The organism is Streptomyces sp. NBC_01013, from assembly GCF_045162765.1.
Classification (GTDB): Bacteria; Actinomycetota; Actinomycetes; order Streptomycetales; family Streptomycetaceae; genus Streptomyces.
This window is the reverse complement of the sequence record NZ_CP108687.1, coordinates 3,797,423-3,814,448: the sequence shown is the minus strand read 5'-3', so window position 1 is coordinate 3,814,448 and position 17,026 is coordinate 3,797,423. Positions and strand designations below refer to the sequence as shown.

Genomic DNA, 17,026 nt, shown 5'->3' with positions numbered 1-17,026 from the left:
GCTGCTTCGTCCTCTTCTCGTTCCGTAGGGCCGGGCGGTCCCCAGCTTCTCAGCCTCACACCGCCGCCCGCGCACCACCGCGCGGCACGGGCTCAGGAGCTGTCGCCGGCCCGCAGGGTGTCGAGGTCGGCCTTGAGGGTGTTCACCGGGATGGCGAAGCCGAGACCGACGCTGCCCGCGCTGGAGCTGCCCGACCCGCTGGACGAAGTCGCCGAGTACATGGCGGAGTTGATGCCGACGATCTCGCCGTTCATGTTGATCAGGGCGCCACCGGAGTTGCCCGGGTTCAGCGAGGCGTCGGTCTGGATGGCCTTGTACGTGGTGGTGGAGTCGCCGGTGTCGCCGTTGAACTGCTGTCCGCCGAACTCGAAGGGCCACTGCTGTCCGCCGCCCTGTCCGCCCTGGCTCTGTCCCTGTCCGCTGCCACTGTCGCCGTCCTTGGCGACCGTGACGTCGCGGTCGAGCGCGGACACGATGCCGCTGGTGACCGTGCCGGTGAGGCCCTCCGGCGAGCCGATCGCGACGACCTGGTCGCCGACGGCGACCTTGGAGGAGTCGCCGAGCGTGGCCGTCTTCAGGCCGCTCGCGCCCCGCAGCTTGATCAGCGCGAGGTCCTTGTCGGGATCGGTGCCGACGACCTCGGCGGTGTACTTCTTGCCGGTGCTCAGCGTGACCTCGATGGACGTGGCGTCGGCGATGACGTGGTTGTTGGTGACGATCTCGCCGTCCGAGGTGATGACGACGCCGGAACCGGTGGACTGGCCCGCGTTCGAGGTGGCGCCGATCTCCACGATCGTCGGCGAGAGGGCCGCGGCCACACCGGAGACGGTGCCCTTGCTGCTCTGCGACACGGTGGTGCCCTGGATGACGCCGCCCGCCGTGTCTGCGGTGCCGTTGTCGGTGAGCTGTCCGATCACGGTGGCGGTGCCACCGCCGACGATCGCGGCCGCGATGGCCACCGCCGCGAGGAGCGCGACCGGCCGGCGTGCCCGGCGACGGGAGGGGGCGGGCTCGGGCGCGGCCTGCGGCAGCCCGTGGGGGCCGTCACCGCCGTGGCCCGAACCGCCGGTGTACGCGTCGGCGGTGCCGGGGGCGGGCCACACGGTGGTGCCGGGGCCCATGGCCACCGGCTGGACGGGCTGGTATGACGGCGGCGGCGGGTAGGACGCGTCGCCGTTGCCGTACGAGGGGTACATCGGGTACTCGCCGCTCGGGCGCTGGCTCTCTGTCATGTCTACGAGAGTGTCCAGCGAACATGAGAGGAGCCTGAGTACGCCCTGAGAAGCCCGGCAGAAGCTCGTATGCCCGATATAAGGGCCCCGCGCCCGACCGCCGGACAGCCCTCAGGCGAGCCCCTGGGCCGTCGGCGGTTCCCCGCAGCCGCACGAGCGCCGGACCACCAGCGCCGAGGGGAACTGCTTCAGCCGTTCCCGTCGCGAGCCCGACACCCGCAGCGAGTCGTCGAGCACCAGGTCGACCGCCGCCCGCGCCATCGCCGGGCGGTCGGAGAAGACCGTCGTCAGCGGCGGGTCCGTCAGCCCGGCTTCCTTCACGTCGTCGAAGCCCGCCACCGCGAGCTCACCGGGAACGTCGATCCGCAGCTCGCGCGCGGCCCGCAGCACCCCGATGGCCTGGTCGTCCGTCGTGCAGAAGATCGCCGGGGGACGGTCGGGGCCCGCGAGGAGCCCCAGCGCCACCTGATAGGCGTCATAGCGGTTGTACGGGGCCTGGAAGAGCCGGCCCTCCGTGGAGCGGCCCGACTCGTGCATCGCCCGGCGCCAGCCCTCGACGTGGTCGGCGACCGGGTCGCCCACCGCCGGGGTCGACTCCATGCCGCCGAGACACGCCACGTACGCGTTGCCGTGCTCCAGCAGGTGGCGGGTGGCGAGCTGGGCGCCGCCGACGTCGTCCGTGACGACCGCGACGTCGTCGATCGCCTCGGGCCGCTCGTGCAGCAGCACCACCCGGGCGTCCCATGCCTCTATCTCCGCAGCCGCGCGCTCGCTCGGGCCCTGGCTGACCAGGATCAGACCGGAGACCCGCATGCCGAGGAAGGCCCGCAGGTAGTGGACCTCGCGCTCGTCGCGGTAGTCGGAGTTGCCGACCAGCACCATTTTTCCGCGCTCGGCCGCGGCCTGTTCGACCGCGTGCGCCATCTCCGCGAAGAACGGCTGCCGCGCGTCCGGCACGATCATCCCTATGAGATCGGTCCGTCGCGAGGCCATCGCCTGGGCGACGCGGTCGGGCCGGTAGCCCAGCTCCTTGATCGCGGCGAGGACTCGCTCGCGCGTGGCCGGGGCGACCGGCCGGGGTCCGTTGTTGATGACGTAACTGACCACTGCGGTCGACGTCCCCGCCAGTCTCGCCACATCGTCCCGCGTCACCTTGGCCACGCGCGGCAGTCTACGCGGATGGAACTACTTCCCGGCAGGCCGGACCGGGGCTTCTTCCGTGACCTCCGCTACCTCCGACTGCTCCGAACGGGTGAGGGTTTCGGTGCTCGCCCTCGTGGCCGCGGCCTTGGCCTCCTCGGCGGCCGCCCGCTCCACCTTCTCCGGTGCGACGAAGCGGTAGCCCACGTTGCGGACCGTGCCGATGAGCGACTCGTGCTCGGGCCCGAGCTTGGCGCGCAGCCGCCGTACGTGGACGTCGACCGTCCGCGTACCGCCGAAGTAGTCGTAGCCCCAGACCTCCTGGAGCAGCTGCGCGCGGGTGAAGACCCGGCCCGGGTGCTGCGCCAGATACTTGAGCAGTTCGAATTCCTTGAAGGTCAGGTCCAGGACCCGGCCCTTGAGTTTCGCGCTGTACGTCGCCTCGTCCACCGAGAGGTCACCGTTGCGGATCTCCATCGGGGAGTCGTCGGCGGTGATCTGCTGCCGGCCGGTGGCCAGCCGCAGGCGTGCCTCGACCTCGGCGGGGCCCGCCGTGTCCAGCAGCACGTCGTCGATGCCCCAGTCCGCGGTGACGGCCGCGAGGCCGCCCTCGGTGACGACGAGGATCAGCGGACAGCCCGGTCCGGTGGACCGCAGCAGCTGACAGAGCGAGCGGACCTGCGGAAGGTCGCGCCGTCCGTCGATCAGGATGACGTCGGCACCGGGGGTGTCGACGAGGGCGGGGCCTTCGGCGGGGGCCACCCGCACGCTGTGCAGCAGAAGGCCGAGAGCGGGAAGCACCTCCGTCGACGGTTGGAGGGCATTCGTCAGGAGCAGCAGTGAACTCATCGCCGCCCACCTGCCTGGGTCGTCGGTCGATGATCGTGCACGGTTGGCTCGCCCATTACGTCGGTCCTCCTCGTTCCCTGCGAGAGGGGCACTCCCGGGTCGGACCCGGGGGAGTATGCGGCACTGCTTCGTACGCTGATCGGTGCGGGGTCGTACGACGTTCCGTCATACGGCCTTTACCGGTGCGGCCCGCGCCCAGGGCCGCTGAGCTTGTCGAAACGTCGTTGTAACAACGCGCGGAAAGCACAAAAGGACCCGGGGGCTGCTTTGCCCGGATCCTCTTCCCAGCAGAATAGCCCACATGACTTCTGTGTCCGAGGGGCGATTTTCGAGTTCCTCTGTTCCCTTGATCACGCCCGGTCCGCTGCGGACCGCATTGCGGGCCGATGACGGGGTCCTGATCGAGGCGGTGTACGACCCGTGTACGGGAGGTGACGGCGCCGGCGCGGCGGGCGGCGGCGCCGGTACGGCGATCGTCGTGGCGCACGGATTCACCGGTTCGGCCGACCGCCCCGCGGTGCGGCGGGCCGCGCAGGTGTTCTCGCAGCGTGCGGCGGTGGTCACGTTCTCCTTCCGGGGGCACGGTCGCTCCGGCGGTCGGTCCACGGTGGGCGACCGCGAGGTGCTGGACCTGGCGGCCGCGGTGGCCTGGGCGCGGTCGCTCGGACACACGCGGATCGTTACGGCCGGGTTCTCCATGGGCGGTTCCGTGGTGCTCCGGCACGGGGCGCTGTATACGGCACCCGGCGCCGGGGCGGAGCCCGGGGAGCGCACGGAAGCGCACGGGGAGGCGCACGCGGATGCGGTGGTGTCCGTGAGCGCCCCGGCGCGCTGGTACTACCGGGGGACGGCCCCGATGCGCCGCCTGCACTGGATGGTCACCCGTCCCGCCGGCCGGCTCGTAGGGCGGTACGGCTTCCGGACCCGGATCGACCGCAAGGACTGGGAGCCGGTCCCGCTCTCCCCGGTCGAGGCTGCCGGCCGGATCGCCCCGGCCCCCCTGCTGATCGTGCACGGCGACCAGGACCCGTACTTCCCCCTCGACCACCCGCGGATGCTCGCCGACGCGGCGGGCGGGGCCGCCGACCTGTGGCTGGAGCCCGGGATGGGCCACGCGGAGAACGCCGCGGACGAGACCTTGCTCACCCGCATCGCCGACTGGGCGATGACACGGTGAACCATGATGGACAGCTGACGCGAGACGAGAGGAGCGCCGCCATGCCTGCGGGAACGATCCGCTACTGGGCAGCCGCCAAGGCCGCGGCCGGAACCGCGGAAGAGCCGTACACCGCTGCGACGCTCGAAGAGGCGCTCGACGCGGTGCGTGAACGGCACCCCGGGGAGCTGAGCCGCGTCCTGCTGAGGTGTTCGTTCCTCATCGACGGTGACCCCGTCGGGACCCGGAGCCATGAGACCGTACGCCTTGCCGAGGGCGGCACGGTCGAGGTGCTCCCGCCGTTCGCAGGAGGGTGAACCGCAGACATGAGCAGCAGCGATCAGCAGCAGCCGTACCCGCAGCAGCAACCGCACTATCCGTACGGCCAGGAGCCGCAGCAGCCGTACGGAGAGCAGCAGCCGTACGGAGAGCCGTCGTACGACGGCACCGCGTACCCCGGCCAGGGATACGCGGACCAGGGATACGCGGACCCCGCGTACGGGCAGCAGGCACCCCATGGGGGCGATGCGGCACCCTACGGGACGCAGCGGAGCGGGTACGACCCGCACGCACCCCAGCAGGCCGCCCCGTACCCCCAGCAGGGCTCGCCCGCCCCGCAGGTCCCTCAGCCGCAGCCCGGGACCGGCTGGCCGGCCGGTGACCAGGGGGTCGCCCAGACCTGGGAGGGCCAGACCTGGGACACCCAGTACCAGCCGACGATCCAGCCCGCGCCTCATGGGCAGCCGGTCCAGCCGGCGCCTCACGGTCAGGCCGGGCAGCCGGTCCAGCCCGCGCCCCACGGGCAGGCCGCCGAGGACACCGCGTATCTGCCGCCGCTGGGGGCGTCCGGCTCGTACCCGCTGCCCCCCGAGGCCCAGGCCGCGCCCGGCCCCGTCCCTGCCGCCCCCGTGGCCGCCGCCCAGGGCGAGGACGGCTACAGCGCGCCGACCACCCTGGGCAACAGCCGCATCACCGACGCCCAGCGTGCCCGCGCCGAGGGCCGTTCGCCGATCATCGCGCCCGGTATGCAGCCGGCCGCGATCACCGCGGGACTGGGGCTGCTGCTGGCGCTCGGCGCTGCCGTCGGCCAGTACGCCCTGGTCGTCCCGCTGGTGCTCCTCCAGGCGGTGACCGCTGCGGGATGGTTCCGGCTCAACGGCATGTGGCCGGCCCGGCAGGGCATCGCGCTCGCCTTCGCCGGCGGCCTCGTCGCCGATGTGGCGCTGCTCGCGGCCGGCCGGGAGAACGGGCCGGCCGCGATCCTGGGCACCCTCGGTGTCTGGGTGCTGCTCACCGTCGTGCTCCAGCTGCGCAGCCGGGCCGGCGCCGACGAGCGGATGCAGGGGCTGATGGCCACGGTCGCCTCGGCCGCGCTCACGATCCTGGCCGCCGGGCACCTCGCGGCCGTGCCGGACGCCGTGACGGTCGGCGGCGTGGCCGTCGCCGCCGCGGTGCTCGTCCGGGCGCTGCCGCTGCCCGGAGCCGCCTCGGTCGTGGCGGCGCTCGTCGTCGCCGCCGGCGCGGGTGCGGTGGCGGGCGCCGCCACCGACCTGGGGGCCAAGGGCGCGCTGCTCGGCCTCGCGGCCGGTGGTTGTGCGCTGATCGGGCTGCGGGTGGCGAGCTATGACTACCCGTCACGCTTCGTGCACATGACGGCGGGAGTGGCCCTGCCGCTCACCGCTGCCGCCCCGGCCGTCTATCTGATCGGGCGCGCGCTCACGTAGGACCGACCGCGTCATCCCGCATGCCGAGGCCCCCCACCGGGAACCGATGGGGGGCCTCGGCTCGTCGATCACCGAGGGCGTGACGTGGGGCCGCAGTAGGCTCGCGGACGCCAGGGCCGGACGGATGTGGCGCGGGGGAGGACAGACATGCGGGCATTGCGAATACTGCTGATCGCCGTGGTGGTTCTGGCGGGGGTGTTCATCGCCGTGGACCGGGCGGCGGTGTATTTCGCCGAATCGGAGGCTGCGGACCGGGTGGTGGTCTCCGGGGCGCGGACCGGGTCCACGGACGTCTCCATCAAGGGCTTCCCCTTCCTGACCCAGGTCGCCGGATCGGAACTCGACGAGGTCGACGTGAAGATCACCGGAATCGAGGCGACCGCCGCCGGCCGCACGCTCCGGATCAGCAGGATGGAAGCGGAACTGCACCAGGTGCGGCTGACCGACGGCTTCTCCGGCGCCACGGCCTCCCGGGCCACGGGGAAGGCCGTCATCTCGTACGCGGACCTGACCGAGGCCGCCGCCGACGGCGTCGCGGTCGAGTACGGCGGCCACGGCAAGGTGAAGGTGACCGGAGCGGTCAACATCCTCGGGCGGACGATCTCGCGCAGCGTCCTGTCCACCGTCACCCTGGTCGACGGCCACACCGTGCGGGTGCACGCCGACAAGGTGCCGGGCGAGGGACTTCCCGGCCTCGAGGAGCTCGTACGCGAGAAGACCGACTTCGAGCGCGAGGTCGGCACACTGCCGAACGGCCTGAAGCTGCAGAAGATCCAGCCGACCGCCGCCGGGCTGGAGATCTCCGTGACGGGGACCGACGTTCGCCTCGCCGGATAGGGCCGACCGGTCGCACTGCCGTCGCAGCCGGGGAGCGGGCCCCGGAGCGGCGTCATGCCCCTGCACGTCACATCGCGCCACATGCTGAGACGGTGACGTCCGTTCCGTAGATGCCCTGCGGGTCCCGTGGGCCGGACGGGGGTCGCGCGGCGCCCGCATTCCTTTCTGGGTCTCACACTCCGGACGATCGTGTCTCAATATGCGACACGGCGGTGACATGGCCGCCCGTACGTCCCTACGATCGGTCCCATGCAGTGCTCTATTGGCGGTCTCCGACAGCGGGGACAGGCGGATCTCACGAAGCGGCGGGCAGTGGACCTGTGCCGCGTCGCCGCCATGCTCTGTTGCACTGTCTGAGCGGGATCCGTCGATTTCCCGCATTCCCGGCCCTTCGACCGCTCGTCGGGGCCATCCCGCGTGGCATCCGTGCACGCGCCGAATCCGCGCCGCGCACATCCGGATCACCCCGCACCATCGCGCACCACTCGCATCATCTCGCCGCAGACTGCCCCGGAGGAGAACAGAATGAGCCGCAGTGACGTCCTGGTAGACGCCGACTGGGTCGAGGCCCACATCGACGACCCGAAGGTCGCCATCGTCGAGGTCGACGAGGACACCTCCGCGTACGAGAAGAACCACATCAAGAACGCGATCCGGATCGACTGGACCAAGGACCTCCAGGACCCGGTCCGCCGTGACTTCATCGACCAGGCCGGCTTCGAGGAGCTGCTGTCGACGAAGGGCATCGGCAACGACACCACCGTCGTCCTCTACGGCGGCAACAACAACTGGTTCGCGTCCTACGCGTTCTGGTACTTCAAGCTCTACGGCCACCAGGACGTCCGCCTGCTCGACGGCGGCCGCAAGAAGTGGGAGCTCGACTCCCGCGACCTGGTCGACGGCGACCAGATCCCGTCCCGCCCGGCCGCGCAGTACAAGGCCCAGCCGCAGGACGAGTCGATCCGCGCCTACCGCGACGACGTCGTGAAGGCCATCGGCAACCAGAACCTGGTCGACGTGCGGTCGCCCGACGAGTTCAGCGGCAAGCTGCTCGCCCCGGCCCACCTCCCGCAGGAGCAGTCGCAGCGCCCCGGCCACGTGCCGAGCGCCCGCAACATCCCGTGGTCGAAGAACGCCAACGACGACGGCACCTTCAAGTCGGACGACGAGCTCAAGGCCCTCTACGAGGCCGAGCAGGTCGACCTGTCGAAGGACACCATCGCGTACTGCCGCATCGGTGAGCGCTCGGCGCTCACCTGGTTCGTGCTGCACCAGCTGCTCGGCCAGGAGAACGTCAAGAACTACGACGGCTCGTGGACCGAGTACGGCTCCCTCGTGGGCGTGCCGATCGAGCTCGGCGCCAACAAGTAACCCCGCACGACCCGGACCGGCACGACCCCCGACCAGAAGGACAGAACACCATGTGTGGAGCAAAGGCCGGCGGCCCCGACGCTTCGACGATCAAGCCCGGTGAGACCACCATCCAGGGCAGCGTGACCCGCGACGGCGAGCCCGTCACCGGCTACGTCCGCCTGCTGGACTCGACCGGCGAGTTCACCGCCGAGGTCCCGACCTCGGCGACCGGACAGTTCCGCTTCTACGCGGCCGAGGGCACCTGGACGCTGCGCGCCCTCGTCCCCGGCGGCAGCGCCGACCGCACGGTCGTGGCCCAGACGGGTGGCCTCTCCGAGGTGGCCATCGCCGTCTAGGGCGTGCTTCGAAAGTCCTGCCTGCCCGCCCTCCGGGCGGCCGGCGCTACTTTCGAAACAGGCCCTGGCAGAGATGTCACGGCTCTGCCGTTGACCGGCCGAAGGGCCGTACCCCAGGGGGTTGGACGCCTTCCTGAGCGGGGTGCGGCCCTTCGTGCCGTCCGGGCGGAGCCCGGTGCGGTCCAGGACCGGCCGGGTGGGCCGATCGGGCCTACGCTGGATGCATGTACCGCCGACGCCGGCGCGCTTACTTCGTGATGATGGGGGCTTGCCTCGTCCTCTTCGTCTCCGCCTGGGCCTTCGTGAGGCTCTGGTCGATGCCCGCCGCCATCGCGATGTGCGTGGTCGCGATGGTGATCCCGCCCGTAGCGGCGATGGTCGCCAACCGGAAAGGTCCGGAGGACCGCTGGTGGGACGACCCGGCCCCGGGGTCCCGGACCCCGCCCCGCTCCGGCAAGGGCGGCCCCGCAGGCCCCGTGGGACCCACCGGCCCTACCGGCCCCACGGGCGATCCGGAGTCCGACGCGTGGTGGGACGAACTCGACGGCAGGAAGAAGCGCCGTCAGTGACGGAGCCGCCGGACCGGATGCTGCTCGTGGCCGGTCAGTAGACGAGCGCCTGGACGCCGTCCACCATGATCTCGCTGACGAAGACCTGCGCGCCGGCGATCCGTACGCCCTCCAGGACGTCCTGCTCGGTGATGTCGCGGCGGGCCGCGCACTGGGTGCAGAGAGTGATCTGTCCGCCCGCCTGAATCGACTCGATCAGATCCGGCAGCGGCGCCGCATGCGGGAGTTCGAACTCGGCGGCACGCCCCGGCAGCGCGAACCACGCGGACTCCCCGGTCAGCCAGAGCGAGACTTCCACGCCACTGGCGACGGCGACCGCCGCCACGGTGAACGCCTGCGAACAGCGCTCGGCGGAGTCGGCACCTGCGGTCACCTTGATCACGAGCTTCTTCGGCATATGCCGAACTGTAATCCTCTGCCGCACAACCTCGTTGGGGGCCGACGGGTCAGTGGTGTGTGCAGGTATCGGAATCTGCGCCTCAGGTCTCGTGGGGGGACCCATTTTGAACCCGAAAGACACTGTTCCTGACGGGCCGGCCGAGCCGCCCGAGCAGGTTGAAGTGGCGGATCAGGCGGATCGGACAGTTCCGGAGGCGCTGGCCCCGGAAGTGCCCGCCGTGACGCCGCTCCCGGCGGCGCCCGCACCCTTGGCGCCGCTCCCGGAGGGCTCTGCCGAGGAGCCGCCCGGTCCGCAGGCCGTCCCGGTGAGGCGGCGGCCGCGCGGCCGTACGACGCTGATCATCGCCGCCGCCGCGCTGCTCGGAATCGCCGGGGGCACCGCTGTCGGCTACGGCGTACAGGCCGGGCGCGCCCCGACCCCGCTGACCGCGCTTTCGCAGCCGGATCTCGCGTACCCGGCGAAGGCGCTGCCCGCCGGTCAGGCGCCGGACCCGCTGCCGGTGTCGCAGGACCGCCAGGTCCGCACGGACGGCGATCTGCGCAAGCTGCTCGTCCCCAGGCCTGCCGGCTGGAGCGAGAACAAGGACGCGACGTTCGCCCGGGACGGATGGACGGGGGTGGAGGACTACGCGCTCAACTTCGAGAGCGAGGACTACATGTTCGGCAGTCTCCTGGACGCCGGCATCCGCCGCGTCGCGGCCGCGGACTGGAAGAAGGGCGGGCGCACTGCCGACATCCGCCTCGTGCAGTTCCGCTCGGGCGAGCGGACCGGGGCAGCCGATCACGCCGAGGACCAGCGCGCGTACATGCCCGGATCCGACCACGGTGCGGGCAACGAGGGCGATGCGCTCAAGGGCAGCGGCGAGGGCCGCTACTACGTCTTTCCTGCCGATCGGAAGGCCGGCTACCTGCCGCTCTACCAAGCCAGGGCGATCTTCCACCGCGGTGACGTCATGGTCGACATCCACATCTACGACATCTCACCGATCAGCAAGAAGGACATCCGGACGCTGGCCGAGCGACAGCTGGAGCGCCTGTGAACGACGACCTGACCACGCCCGTGCCCGAGGCCGCGCCGGGGACGGCCGACCCGGCCGTCCCCGCACCCGTCCCCGCCCCCGAGCCCGTACCGGCCCGCCGGGGGACGGCCCGGCGGGTGATCTTCGTGGCGACTCCTGTCGTCCTGGTGCTCGCTGCCGTTGCCGGGGCGGGCGCGTACACGAAGGCGGCCGTCGACGGCGCGGACCGTACGGTCGAGACGACTCTCTGGCAGAAGCCCGCGCACGGTCCGGGCAAGGACCCGGCCGGCGACATCGGCCGGGGACGGGTCTCCACCGGGACGAGCAAGCTGCTGCTGCCCGTTCCCGCCGGATTCCGGCTCGGCCCGGACTCCGGGGCGTACGGCAACGACACCGAGCTCAGCGGACGCTCGGCCACGGCCGAGATGAAGGACTCCGGCCGCGGTCTGTCGGGCAAGCAGCGCCGGGAGTTCGAGAAGGGCGTCGACAAGCTGCACGTGCAGGGGGTCGGCATCCGGACGTACGCCTCGAACGACAACGACCTGGTCGTCGAGACCCAGTTGGTGCGGATGAAGGACAAGAAGGCCGTCCGGGACTCCTACAGGTTCCGGACGGGCCTCTTCGACAGCGTCGGCATCTTCCGGGACGGGCCGACGGTCAGCGGCCACAAGAAGAACGCCACCTGCTTCCTGGACCCGAAGGACAGCAAGCAGAAGATCGACGGCATGTTCTGCATGGCGTACGAGGGCGAGGCGATGTTCACCTTCGCGGCGTCCGGGACCAAGCCCCTCGACACGTCGGCCGTGGTCGAACTGGTGAAGGACCAGCTCAACCACCTCACATCCCCGGGGGAGTACGTATGACCGAGCAGACGGCCGCGCCGGCCGCCGAACCCGCACCGCCGGGCCGGTCCGTACCGGTTGCCGAGCCGGCACCGGCGGCTGCCGCGCCCCCGCCCATGCCGCTGCTGCCGCCCCTGCCCCCGCCGCCCGCCGCACCCCGGCCGCCGCGCCGGGTGCTGCGGGCCGTGGCCCGGTGGACCGTCGCCGTGCTGGTGCTCGGCGGGGTCGGTGCCGGTACGGCGTACAAGATCACTTCGATGGAGCGCACTAAGGTGCCGGGGCTGGCCACCGAGAGCGACGGCCGCTGGGAGTACCCCCGGCTGAGCCTGCCCGCGCTGCCGGCGGGCGTGCCCCGCCCGTTCAACGAGGGGAACACGGCCGAGATCCACCACGCCGACCTGCGCAAGCTGCTGCTTCCGGCGCCGGCGGGAGCCACGGCGGACAAGAAGCTGACGGGTGGCTGGGTGAGCACACGGCAGTTCGTCTCCGAGTACGCGCAGGCCTCCCGCGCCGGTATCACCGGCACACTGCGTGACGGGGCACTGCGCCACATCGCGGCGCGTGGCTGGACCATGCCGGACGGCACGTCGACCCGGATCTATCTGCTCCAGTTCAACTCGACGGCCTACGCCGACGCGTACCGCGACGCCCGCTACATCGGAGCGACGGCCGGCGATCCGCTGGTCGGCGCGGCCACGATGGAGCTCGACGAGTCGTGGTCGGGCGGCGGGCGGGTGGAGGACACCGCGTCGTACGTGTTCGGCGAGCCGAAGCCGTACGGCGCAGCCCAGGCCCGGCAGGGCTATCTGGTCGCGGGCGACACCGTCGCCCTGGTCGTCCAGTCCCGCAAGGGCGGTGGCGGGACGCCACGCATCCCCTTCGACCAGACCCTGATCCTGCAGAACCAGCTGCTGGGCTGAGCCGCTCCGCGGCAAGCCCCGAACCGGCGGGCCGGGACCCCACCCATTAGGCTGGGGCCCGGCCCCGTACTGCCGCCATACCGCTCGTTCAAGGAGCTCCCGTGCTTGAGGCATTCTTCTCCGCCCTGCTGGTCCTGGTCTGCGTCGGCGTTCTCGCCTTCGCCGGCGTGACCGTGAAGAAGCTGTACCAGGGTCAGCGCTAACCTCTTCCGTTCCTGGCGTCCCCGCCTCCCGCCTCACAGATCGTCTGAGCCGCTCATGATCGAGATCCCGTCCGACCTCCACCCGGACCTCGTCCCGCTGGCCTTCCTCCTGGGCAACTGGGCGGGCGCGGGCGTGTCCGACTTCCCCGGTGCCGAGAAGTGCAACTTCGGCCAGGAGGTCTCCTTCAGCCACGACGGCCGGGACTTCCTGGAGTACGTCTCGCACTCCTGGGTGCTCGACGCCGAGGGGAACAAGGTCCGCCCGCTGGAGTCCGAGTCGGGCTACTGGCGGATCGACAAGGACCGCAAGGTCGAGGTCGTCATGGTCCGCGACCAGGGCGTCATCGAGATCTGGTACGGCGAGCTGGGCCACCAGAAGCCGCAGATCGACCTGGTCACCGACGCGGTGGCCCGGACCGCGGCCTCCGGCCCGTACAACGGTGGCAAGCGGCTCTACGGCTATGTGAAGAGCGACCTCATGTGGGTGGGCGAGAAGTCCACGCCGGAGGTCGAGCTGCGGCCGTACATGTCGGCGCACCTGAAGAAGGTCGTCACCCCGGAGGACGTCGCGGCGATGGCGAAGAGCCTCGGTGACCTCCCGGACGACGGAATCGCCTTCTTCAAGTAGTCCACGCGGTCCGTTCCCCGAACACCCGGGGCCGCGGGCTCGCCCGGACCTACACTGGAGCCTGTGGTGAGCACCGACTGGAAGACCGATCTTCGGCAGCGTGGCTACCGGCTGACGCCGCAGCGCCAGCTTGTCCTGGAAGCCGTCGACACGCTGGAACACGCGACGCCCGACGACATCCTGTCCGAGGTGCGCCGGACGGCGTCCGGCGTGAACATCTCGACTGTGTACCGGACCCTGGAGCTCCTGGAGGAGCTGGATCTGGTCAGCCATGCGCATCTGGGCCACGGCGCCCCGACGTACCACCTGGCGGACCGCCACCACCACATCCACCTGGTCTGCCGGGACTGCACCAACGTCATCGAGGCCGATGTCGACGTGGTCGCCGACTTCACGGAGAAGCTGCGCGCCACCTTCGGCTTCGAGACGGACATGAAGCACTTCGCGATCTTCGGCCGCTGCGCCGACTGCACGGCGAAGGCGGCCGGGTCGGCCGATCCGGCCCAGCAGCCGGCGCCCGGTCCGTAGCGTCGGGCCGGGTCGTACGCTGGTCGCATGAAGAGCCCCCTGCTGTCCTTGCCCGGTGCCGTCCCCGCCGAGGGCCGCGACGAAGGCGTCGCCGCGCACTACGGCGACCTGTTCCGCGAGCAGCGCGCCCTCGCCGCCGGCTCCGGTCTCGTCGACCTCTCGCACCGCGGGGTGGTGACCGTCACCGGCAGCGACCGGCTGGCCTGGCTGCACCTCCTGCTCACCCAGCACGTCAGCGACCTCGCCCCGGGCCAGGCCACCGAGGCCCTGGTCCTCACGGCGAACGGGCACATCGAGCACGCCCTGTATCTCGTCGACGACGGCGAGACGGTGTGGATCCACGTCGAGCCGGGCACACAGGGCGAGTTGGTCGCGTACCTGGAGTCGATGAAGTTCTTCTACCGGGTCGAGGTCGCCGACCGCACCGAGGACTACGCGGTCGTGTACCTGCCGGCCGGTTCCATCGCCGATGTCCCGGAGGGTGCCGCCGTACGGGAGACGCCGTACGGCCGGGACCTCTTCCTGCCGCGCGAAGGCCTGGAGGCGTACGCGGAGGCGAACGGCCCGGCGGCCGGCGTGCTGGCCTACGAGGCCCTGCGCGTCGAGGGACACCGGCCGCGGCTCGGGTTCGAGACCGACCACCGCACCATCCCGCACGAGCTGGGCTGGATCCCTGGCGCCGTCCACCTCCAGAAGGGCTGCTACCGGGGTCAGGAAACCGTGGCCCGGGTGCAGAATCTCGGCAAGCCGCCGCGGCGGCTGGTCTTCCTGCACCTGGACGGCAGCGAAGTGCTGCTGCCCGGACACGGTACGCCGGTGCGGCTCGCCTCGGACGGGGCGGAGGGCCGGCAGCTCGGTTTCATCACCAGTTCGGCCCGCCACCACGAGCTGGGGCCGATCGCCCTGGCCCTGGTGAAGCGGAACGTTGCGGTGGACGCGGAGCTGCTGGCGGGGGACACGGCGGCTGCGCAGGAGACGGTCGTCGAGCCGTAGGGCTCCCCGTACCCGCCGGTTCAGACCTCGACGATGACGGTGAACGGGCCGTGGTTCGTGAGCGAGACCCGCATGTCCGCCCCGAACCGGCCCGTCTCCACCTGCGCCCCCAGGGCCCGCAGCTGCGCCACGACCTCGTCGACCAGCGGCTCGGCGATCTCGCCGGGTGCCGCGGCGTTCCATGTGGGCCGGCGGCCCTTCCGGGCGTCCCCGTAGAGAGTGAACTGTGAAATCACCAGAAGTGGTGCATTCACATCGGAGCAGGACTTCTCGCCCTCCAGGATGCGAACCGACCACAACTTGCGGGCGAGCTGGGCCGCCTTCTCGACGGTGTCGCCGTGGGTGACTCCCACCAGCACACACAGGCCCTCGCCGACGATTTCGCCGACGACCGCCGAACCGCCGCCCTCGCCCCCGGCATCGGCCACCGTGACGCTCGCACCATCCACCCTCTGTACCACTGCACGCATACAGACCAACCTATCTTGGGCTGAACGGGTACAGAGCAACTCCACAGGCCCCCTCGGAGTGGCACCATGCACAGAGGCGGTGTGCCGACGCACCGGTCGAGGGGATGGACACAAGCATGAGCATGCATGGAACCGGGCAGTCCCCGGGTGCGGTGCCGGTCGCGCACCCCGGCGCCAACAACAAGGCCAGTACGGGTACGAGCACCGTGCGCCCACCCGTGCAGCGGACCGGACACGGCTCCGAGGACGGATCCGCGGCGTCGCCCCCGCCCGATCTGCGTGCTCTGCGGCTGCCGGAGCTGCGCGGACTGCGGCGCGACTCGCAGCGTGACGAGGCCGATCTCAGCTATGTGCGACGGCTCGTCCAGGGGCGTATCGACATCCTGCGGGCCGAGCTCGCGCGACGGCGGGACCCCGAGTCCCCGGTGGTGGACAGGCTCTCGGAGATCCTCGCGGACAGCCCGTCGTTGCACCGCTCCTCCGCGCGGCACGTCACGCTGAGCACGCCGCGCAGCGACGAGTACCGGCAGCTGGCGGCCGAGACGCTCGCCGAGGTCGAACTCTCCGACCTCGACGCCCGGACGGACGAAGAGCTGCACACCGCCATGGGACGCCTGGTCCGCTATGAACAGCAGGTCTCCCGGCGTCGCTACCGGCTCCAGCGCACCGCGGACGATTGCAGCGCGGAGATCGCCCGCAGGTACCGTGACGGGGAAGCACAAGTAGACGACCTGCTCGCCTGAAGCGATCCTTCGGGGGGCGGGCCCCGCCCGTCCCCGGAAGGCCACCATGACCTCCAGCGCAGCACCGTCCGTCATATCCGACCCGGTTCCCGGCCTTCCCGTGCTGGCGGAGGTCGTCCGGTCCGGTTTCGTCGAGGGGCACCACCGGGGCTCCCTGGTCGTCCTGGCCGCGGACGGCGGCGTGGAGCTGTCCCTGGGGGATCCGACGGCCCCGGTCTTCCCGCGCTCCTCCAACAAGCCCATGCAGGCCGCGGCGGTGCTGCGGGCCGGTCTCGACCTGTCCGGGGAGAGGCTGGCGCTTGCCGCCGCAAGCCATTCGGGCGAGGGCTTCCATCTCGATCTCGTACGCAAGATGCTCACCGAGCACGGGTTGTCGCCCGATGATCTGCAGACGCCGCCCGATCTTCCGCTGGACCCGGTGGAGGCGGAGACGTATCTCGCGGCGGGCCACGTCCGGGAGCGGATCACGATGAACTGCTCGGGCAAGCACGCGGCGATGCTCGCGGTGTGCCTGCACAACGGCTGGGACCCGGCCACCTACCTCGACCCGGCGCACCCCCTCCAGCAGCTGGTCCACCGTGTCGTCGAGGATGCGGCGGGCGAGCCGGTCGCCGCGGTCGGTACGGACGGCTGCGGGGCACCGCTGATGGCGCTGTCCCTGGTGGGTCTGGCGCGCGCGTTCCGTACGTTCGTCACGGCGGAGCACGGCACGGCCGAGCGGCGGGTGGCGGACGCGATGCGCGCCCATCCCGAGTACGTGGCCGGCACCCGGCGGCCCGACACCTGGCTGATGCGGGAGGTGCCGGGCACGCTGTCCAAGATGGGCGCGGAGGCGGTCCAGGCGGTGGCGCTCGCGGACGGCCGGGCGCTGGCCTTCAAGATCGACGACGGTTCGACCCGGGCGCTCGGCCCGGTGCTGGCCCGTGGCCTGGGGCTGCTCGGCGTCGACGCACCGGTGGTGTCGCGGATCGGCCGGGCGCCGCTGATGGGCGGCAGTGCGGAGGTCGGGGAGATCCGGGCGACGTTCTGACGGCCGGGTGGAGGCCCTGCCGGGCCGACGCCCGA

The 17,026-nt window shown here is 71.4% G+C and carries 21 protein-coding genes; 16 read left to right on the top strand and 5 right to left on the bottom strand.

Annotated elements, in window-relative coordinates; genetic code table 11:
- Positions 1-92: 92 nt before the first annotated feature.
- The 3 genes from OG538_RS16460 to OG538_RS16450 form a co-directional block, all read right to left on the bottom strand.
- Positions 93-1,232 carry a S1C family serine protease gene (locus tag OG538_RS16460; RefSeq protein ID WP_406094318.1) on the bottom strand — a complete coding sequence of 380 codons (1,140 nt, stop codon included), beginning with the start codon at positions 1,230-1,232 and terminating at the stop codon, positions 93-95.
- 111 nt (positions 1,233-1,343) lie between these two features.
- Entirely contained in the window at positions 1,344-2,393 is a 1,050-nt protein-coding gene (locus tag OG538_RS16455; protein WP_406094316.1) for a LacI family DNA-binding transcriptional regulator, read from the bottom strand.
- Positions 2,394-2,417: 24 nt separating this feature from the next.
- Complete coding sequence (locus tag OG538_RS16450; protein ID WP_406094314.1) at positions 2,418-3,221, bottom strand: response regulator transcription factor; 804 nt, start codon at positions 3,219-3,221, stop codon at positions 2,418-2,420.
- A 301-nt stretch (positions 3,222-3,522) separates the two neighbouring features.
- On the opposite strand from OG538_RS16450, the gene OG538_RS16445 reads away from it, so the two are divergent.
- The 8 genes from OG538_RS16445 to OG538_RS16410 all read left to right on the top strand — a co-directional run bounded on the left by OG538_RS16445 (position 3,523) and on the right by OG538_RS16410 (position 9,216).
- Positions 3,523-4,398 (top strand): alpha/beta hydrolase, encoded by an 876-nt coding sequence (locus OG538_RS16445; protein WP_406094312.1) that lies wholly within the window; start codon positions 3,523-3,525, stop codon positions 4,396-4,398.
- A 41-nt stretch (positions 4,399-4,439) separates the two neighbouring features.
- Positions 4,440-4,694 (top strand): MoaD/ThiS family protein, encoded by a 255-nt coding sequence (locus OG538_RS16440; protein ID WP_406094310.1) that lies wholly within the window; start codon positions 4,440-4,442, stop codon positions 4,692-4,694.
- A gap of 9 nt (positions 4,695-4,703) precedes the next feature.
- Positions 4,704-6,101: a hypothetical protein gene (locus OG538_RS16435; RefSeq protein ID WP_406094308.1), complete on the top strand. Its 1,398-nt coding sequence runs from the start codon at positions 4,704-4,706 to the stop codon at positions 6,099-6,101.
- Between the two features lie 147 nt (positions 6,102-6,248).
- Positions 6,249-6,938, top strand: a complete 690-nt coding sequence (locus OG538_RS16430; protein WP_406094306.1) for a DUF2993 domain-containing protein — start codon at positions 6,249-6,251, stop codon at positions 6,936-6,938.
- A 249-nt stretch (positions 6,939-7,187) separates the two neighbouring features.
- Positions 7,188-7,295, top strand: coding sequence for a putative leader peptide (locus tag OG538_RS16425; RefSeq protein ID WP_406094304.1), 108 nt, complete (start codon positions 7,188-7,190; stop codon positions 7,293-7,295).
- Positions 7,296-7,463: 168 nt separating this feature from the next.
- Entirely contained in the window at positions 7,464-8,309 is an 846-nt protein-coding gene (locus OG538_RS16420) for a sulfurtransferase (RefSeq protein WP_406094302.1), read from the top strand.
- Between the two features lie 50 nt (positions 8,310-8,359).
- A complete protein-coding gene (locus OG538_RS16415) occupies positions 8,360-8,647 on the top strand; it encodes a DUF1416 domain-containing protein (RefSeq protein WP_018490348.1) in 288 nt (95 codons plus the stop codon).
- A gap of 224 nt (positions 8,648-8,871) precedes the next feature.
- Complete coding sequence (locus OG538_RS16410; RefSeq protein WP_406094300.1) at positions 8,872-9,216, top strand: DUF3099 domain-containing protein; 345 nt, start codon at positions 8,872-8,874, stop codon at positions 9,214-9,216.
- A gap of 34 nt (positions 9,217-9,250) precedes the next feature.
- On the opposite strand, the gene OG538_RS16405 is transcribed toward OG538_RS16410, so the two are convergent.
- Positions 9,251-9,613, bottom strand: a complete 363-nt coding sequence (locus tag OG538_RS16405; protein WP_359085480.1) for a DsrE family protein — start codon at positions 9,611-9,613, stop codon at positions 9,251-9,253.
- Positions 9,614-9,719: 106 nt separating this feature from the next.
- Between OG538_RS16405 and OG538_RS16400 the strand changes: the two genes are divergently transcribed.
- From OG538_RS16400 to OG538_RS16375, 6 genes are all read left to right on the top strand, one after another.
- A complete protein-coding gene (locus OG538_RS16400; protein WP_406094298.1) occupies positions 9,720-10,655 on the top strand; it encodes a hypothetical protein in 936 nt (311 codons plus the stop codon).
- Entirely contained in the window at positions 10,652-11,497 is an 846-nt protein-coding gene (locus OG538_RS16395; protein WP_406094296.1) for a hypothetical protein, read from the top strand. Before OG538_RS16400 ends, OG538_RS16395 begins: the two co-directional genes overlap by 4 nt.
- Entirely contained in the window at positions 11,494-12,396 is a 903-nt protein-coding gene (locus OG538_RS16390) for a hypothetical protein (protein WP_406094294.1), read from the top strand. The genes OG538_RS16395 and OG538_RS16390 overlap by 4 nt, the downstream gene beginning before the upstream one ends.
- A 258-nt stretch (positions 12,397-12,654) precedes the next feature.
- Complete coding sequence (locus OG538_RS16385) at positions 12,655-13,227, top strand: FABP family protein (RefSeq protein WP_406094292.1); 573 nt, start codon at positions 12,655-12,657, stop codon at positions 13,225-13,227.
- Between the two features lie 63 nt (positions 13,228-13,290).
- Positions 13,291-13,755 (top strand): Fur family transcriptional regulator, encoded by a 465-nt coding sequence (locus tag OG538_RS16380; protein WP_406094290.1) that lies wholly within the window; start codon positions 13,291-13,293, stop codon positions 13,753-13,755.
- A 27-nt stretch (positions 13,756-13,782) separates the two neighbouring features.
- Positions 13,783-14,748: a YgfZ/GcvT domain-containing protein gene (locus OG538_RS16375; protein ID WP_406094288.1), complete on the top strand. Its 966-nt coding sequence runs from the start codon at positions 13,783-13,785 to the stop codon at positions 14,746-14,748.
- A gap of 20 nt (positions 14,749-14,768) precedes the next feature.
- Here the strand turns inward: OG538_RS16375 and dtd are convergent, their stop codons facing one another.
- Complete coding sequence (gene dtd, locus OG538_RS16370; protein ID WP_406094287.1) at positions 14,769-15,218, bottom strand: D-aminoacyl-tRNA deacylase; 450 nt, start codon at positions 15,216-15,218, stop codon at positions 14,769-14,771.
- Between the two features lie 116 nt (positions 15,219-15,334).
- Here dtd and OG538_RS16365 point away from each other — a divergent pair, with 116 nt between their 5' ends.
- Both OG538_RS16365 and OG538_RS16360 read left to right on the top strand, forming a co-directional pair.
- Positions 15,335-15,961 carry an ABC transporter substrate-binding protein gene (locus tag OG538_RS16365; RefSeq protein ID WP_406094286.1) on the top strand — a complete coding sequence of 209 codons (627 nt, stop codon included), beginning with the start codon at positions 15,335-15,337 and terminating at the stop codon, positions 15,959-15,961.
- Between the two features lie 46 nt (positions 15,962-16,007).
- Entirely contained in the window at positions 16,008-16,991 is a 984-nt protein-coding gene (locus tag OG538_RS16360; protein WP_406094284.1) for an asparaginase, read from the top strand.
- Positions 16,992-17,026: the final 35 nt, after the last annotated feature.

What these genes read in the sequence shown, in the direction of transcription:
- OG538_RS16365 (WP_406094286.1), top strand. Translation starts at nt 15,335, where the DNA reads ATGAGCATGCATGGAACCGGGCAGTCCCCGGGTGCGGTGCCGGTCGCG.
- OG538_RS16375 (WP_406094288.1), top strand. Translation starts at nt 13,783, where the DNA reads ATGAAGAGCCCCCTGCTGTCCTTGCCCGGTGCCGTCCCCGCCGAGGGC.
- OG538_RS16405 (WP_359085480.1), bottom strand. Translation starts at nt 9,613, where the DNA reads ATGCCGAAGAAGCTCGTGATCAAGGTGACCGCAGGTGCCGACTCCGCC.
- OG538_RS16415 (WP_018490348.1), top strand. Translation starts at nt 8,360, where the DNA reads ATGTGTGGAGCAAAGGCCGGCGGCCCCGACGCTTCGACGATCAAGCCC.
- OG538_RS16410 (WP_406094300.1), top strand. Translation starts at nt 8,872, where the DNA reads ATGTACCGCCGACGCCGGCGCGCTTACTTCGTGATGATGGGGGCTTGC.
- OG538_RS16425 (WP_406094304.1), top strand. Translation starts at nt 7,188, where the DNA reads ATGCAGTGCTCTATTGGCGGTCTCCGACAGCGGGGACAGGCGGATCTC.
- OG538_RS16435 (WP_406094308.1), top strand. Translation starts at nt 4,704, where the DNA reads ATGAGCAGCAGCGATCAGCAGCAGCCGTACCCGCAGCAGCAACCGCAC.
- OG538_RS16420 (WP_406094302.1), top strand. Translation starts at nt 7,464, where the DNA reads ATGAGCCGCAGTGACGTCCTGGTAGACGCCGACTGGGTCGAGGCCCAC.
- OG538_RS16390 (WP_406094294.1), top strand. Translation starts at nt 11,494, where the DNA reads ATGACCGAGCAGACGGCCGCGCCGGCCGCCGAACCCGCACCGCCGGGC.
- OG538_RS16450 (WP_406094314.1), bottom strand. Translation starts at nt 3,221, where the DNA reads ATGAGTTCACTGCTGCTCCTGACGAATGCCCTCCAACCGTCGACGGAG.
- OG538_RS16460 (WP_406094318.1), bottom strand. Translation starts at nt 1,232, where the DNA reads ATGACAGAGAGCCAGCGCCCGAGCGGCGAGTACCCGATGTACCCCTCG.
- OG538_RS16440 (WP_406094310.1), top strand. Translation starts at nt 4,440, where the DNA reads ATGCCTGCGGGAACGATCCGCTACTGGGCAGCCGCCAAGGCCGCGGCC.
- OG538_RS16445 (WP_406094312.1), top strand. Translation starts at nt 3,523, where the DNA reads ATGACTTCTGTGTCCGAGGGGCGATTTTCGAGTTCCTCTGTTCCCTTG.
- OG538_RS16430 (WP_406094306.1), top strand. Translation starts at nt 6,249, where the DNA reads ATGCGGGCATTGCGAATACTGCTGATCGCCGTGGTGGTTCTGGCGGGG.
- dtd (WP_406094287.1), bottom strand. Translation starts at nt 15,218, where the DNA reads ATGCGTGCAGTGGTACAGAGGGTGGATGGTGCGAGCGTCACGGTGGCC.
- OG538_RS16385 (WP_406094292.1), top strand. Translation starts at nt 12,655, where the DNA reads ATGATCGAGATCCCGTCCGACCTCCACCCGGACCTCGTCCCGCTGGCC.
- OG538_RS16360 (WP_406094284.1), top strand. Translation starts at nt 16,008, where the DNA reads ATGACCTCCAGCGCAGCACCGTCCGTCATATCCGACCCGGTTCCCGGC.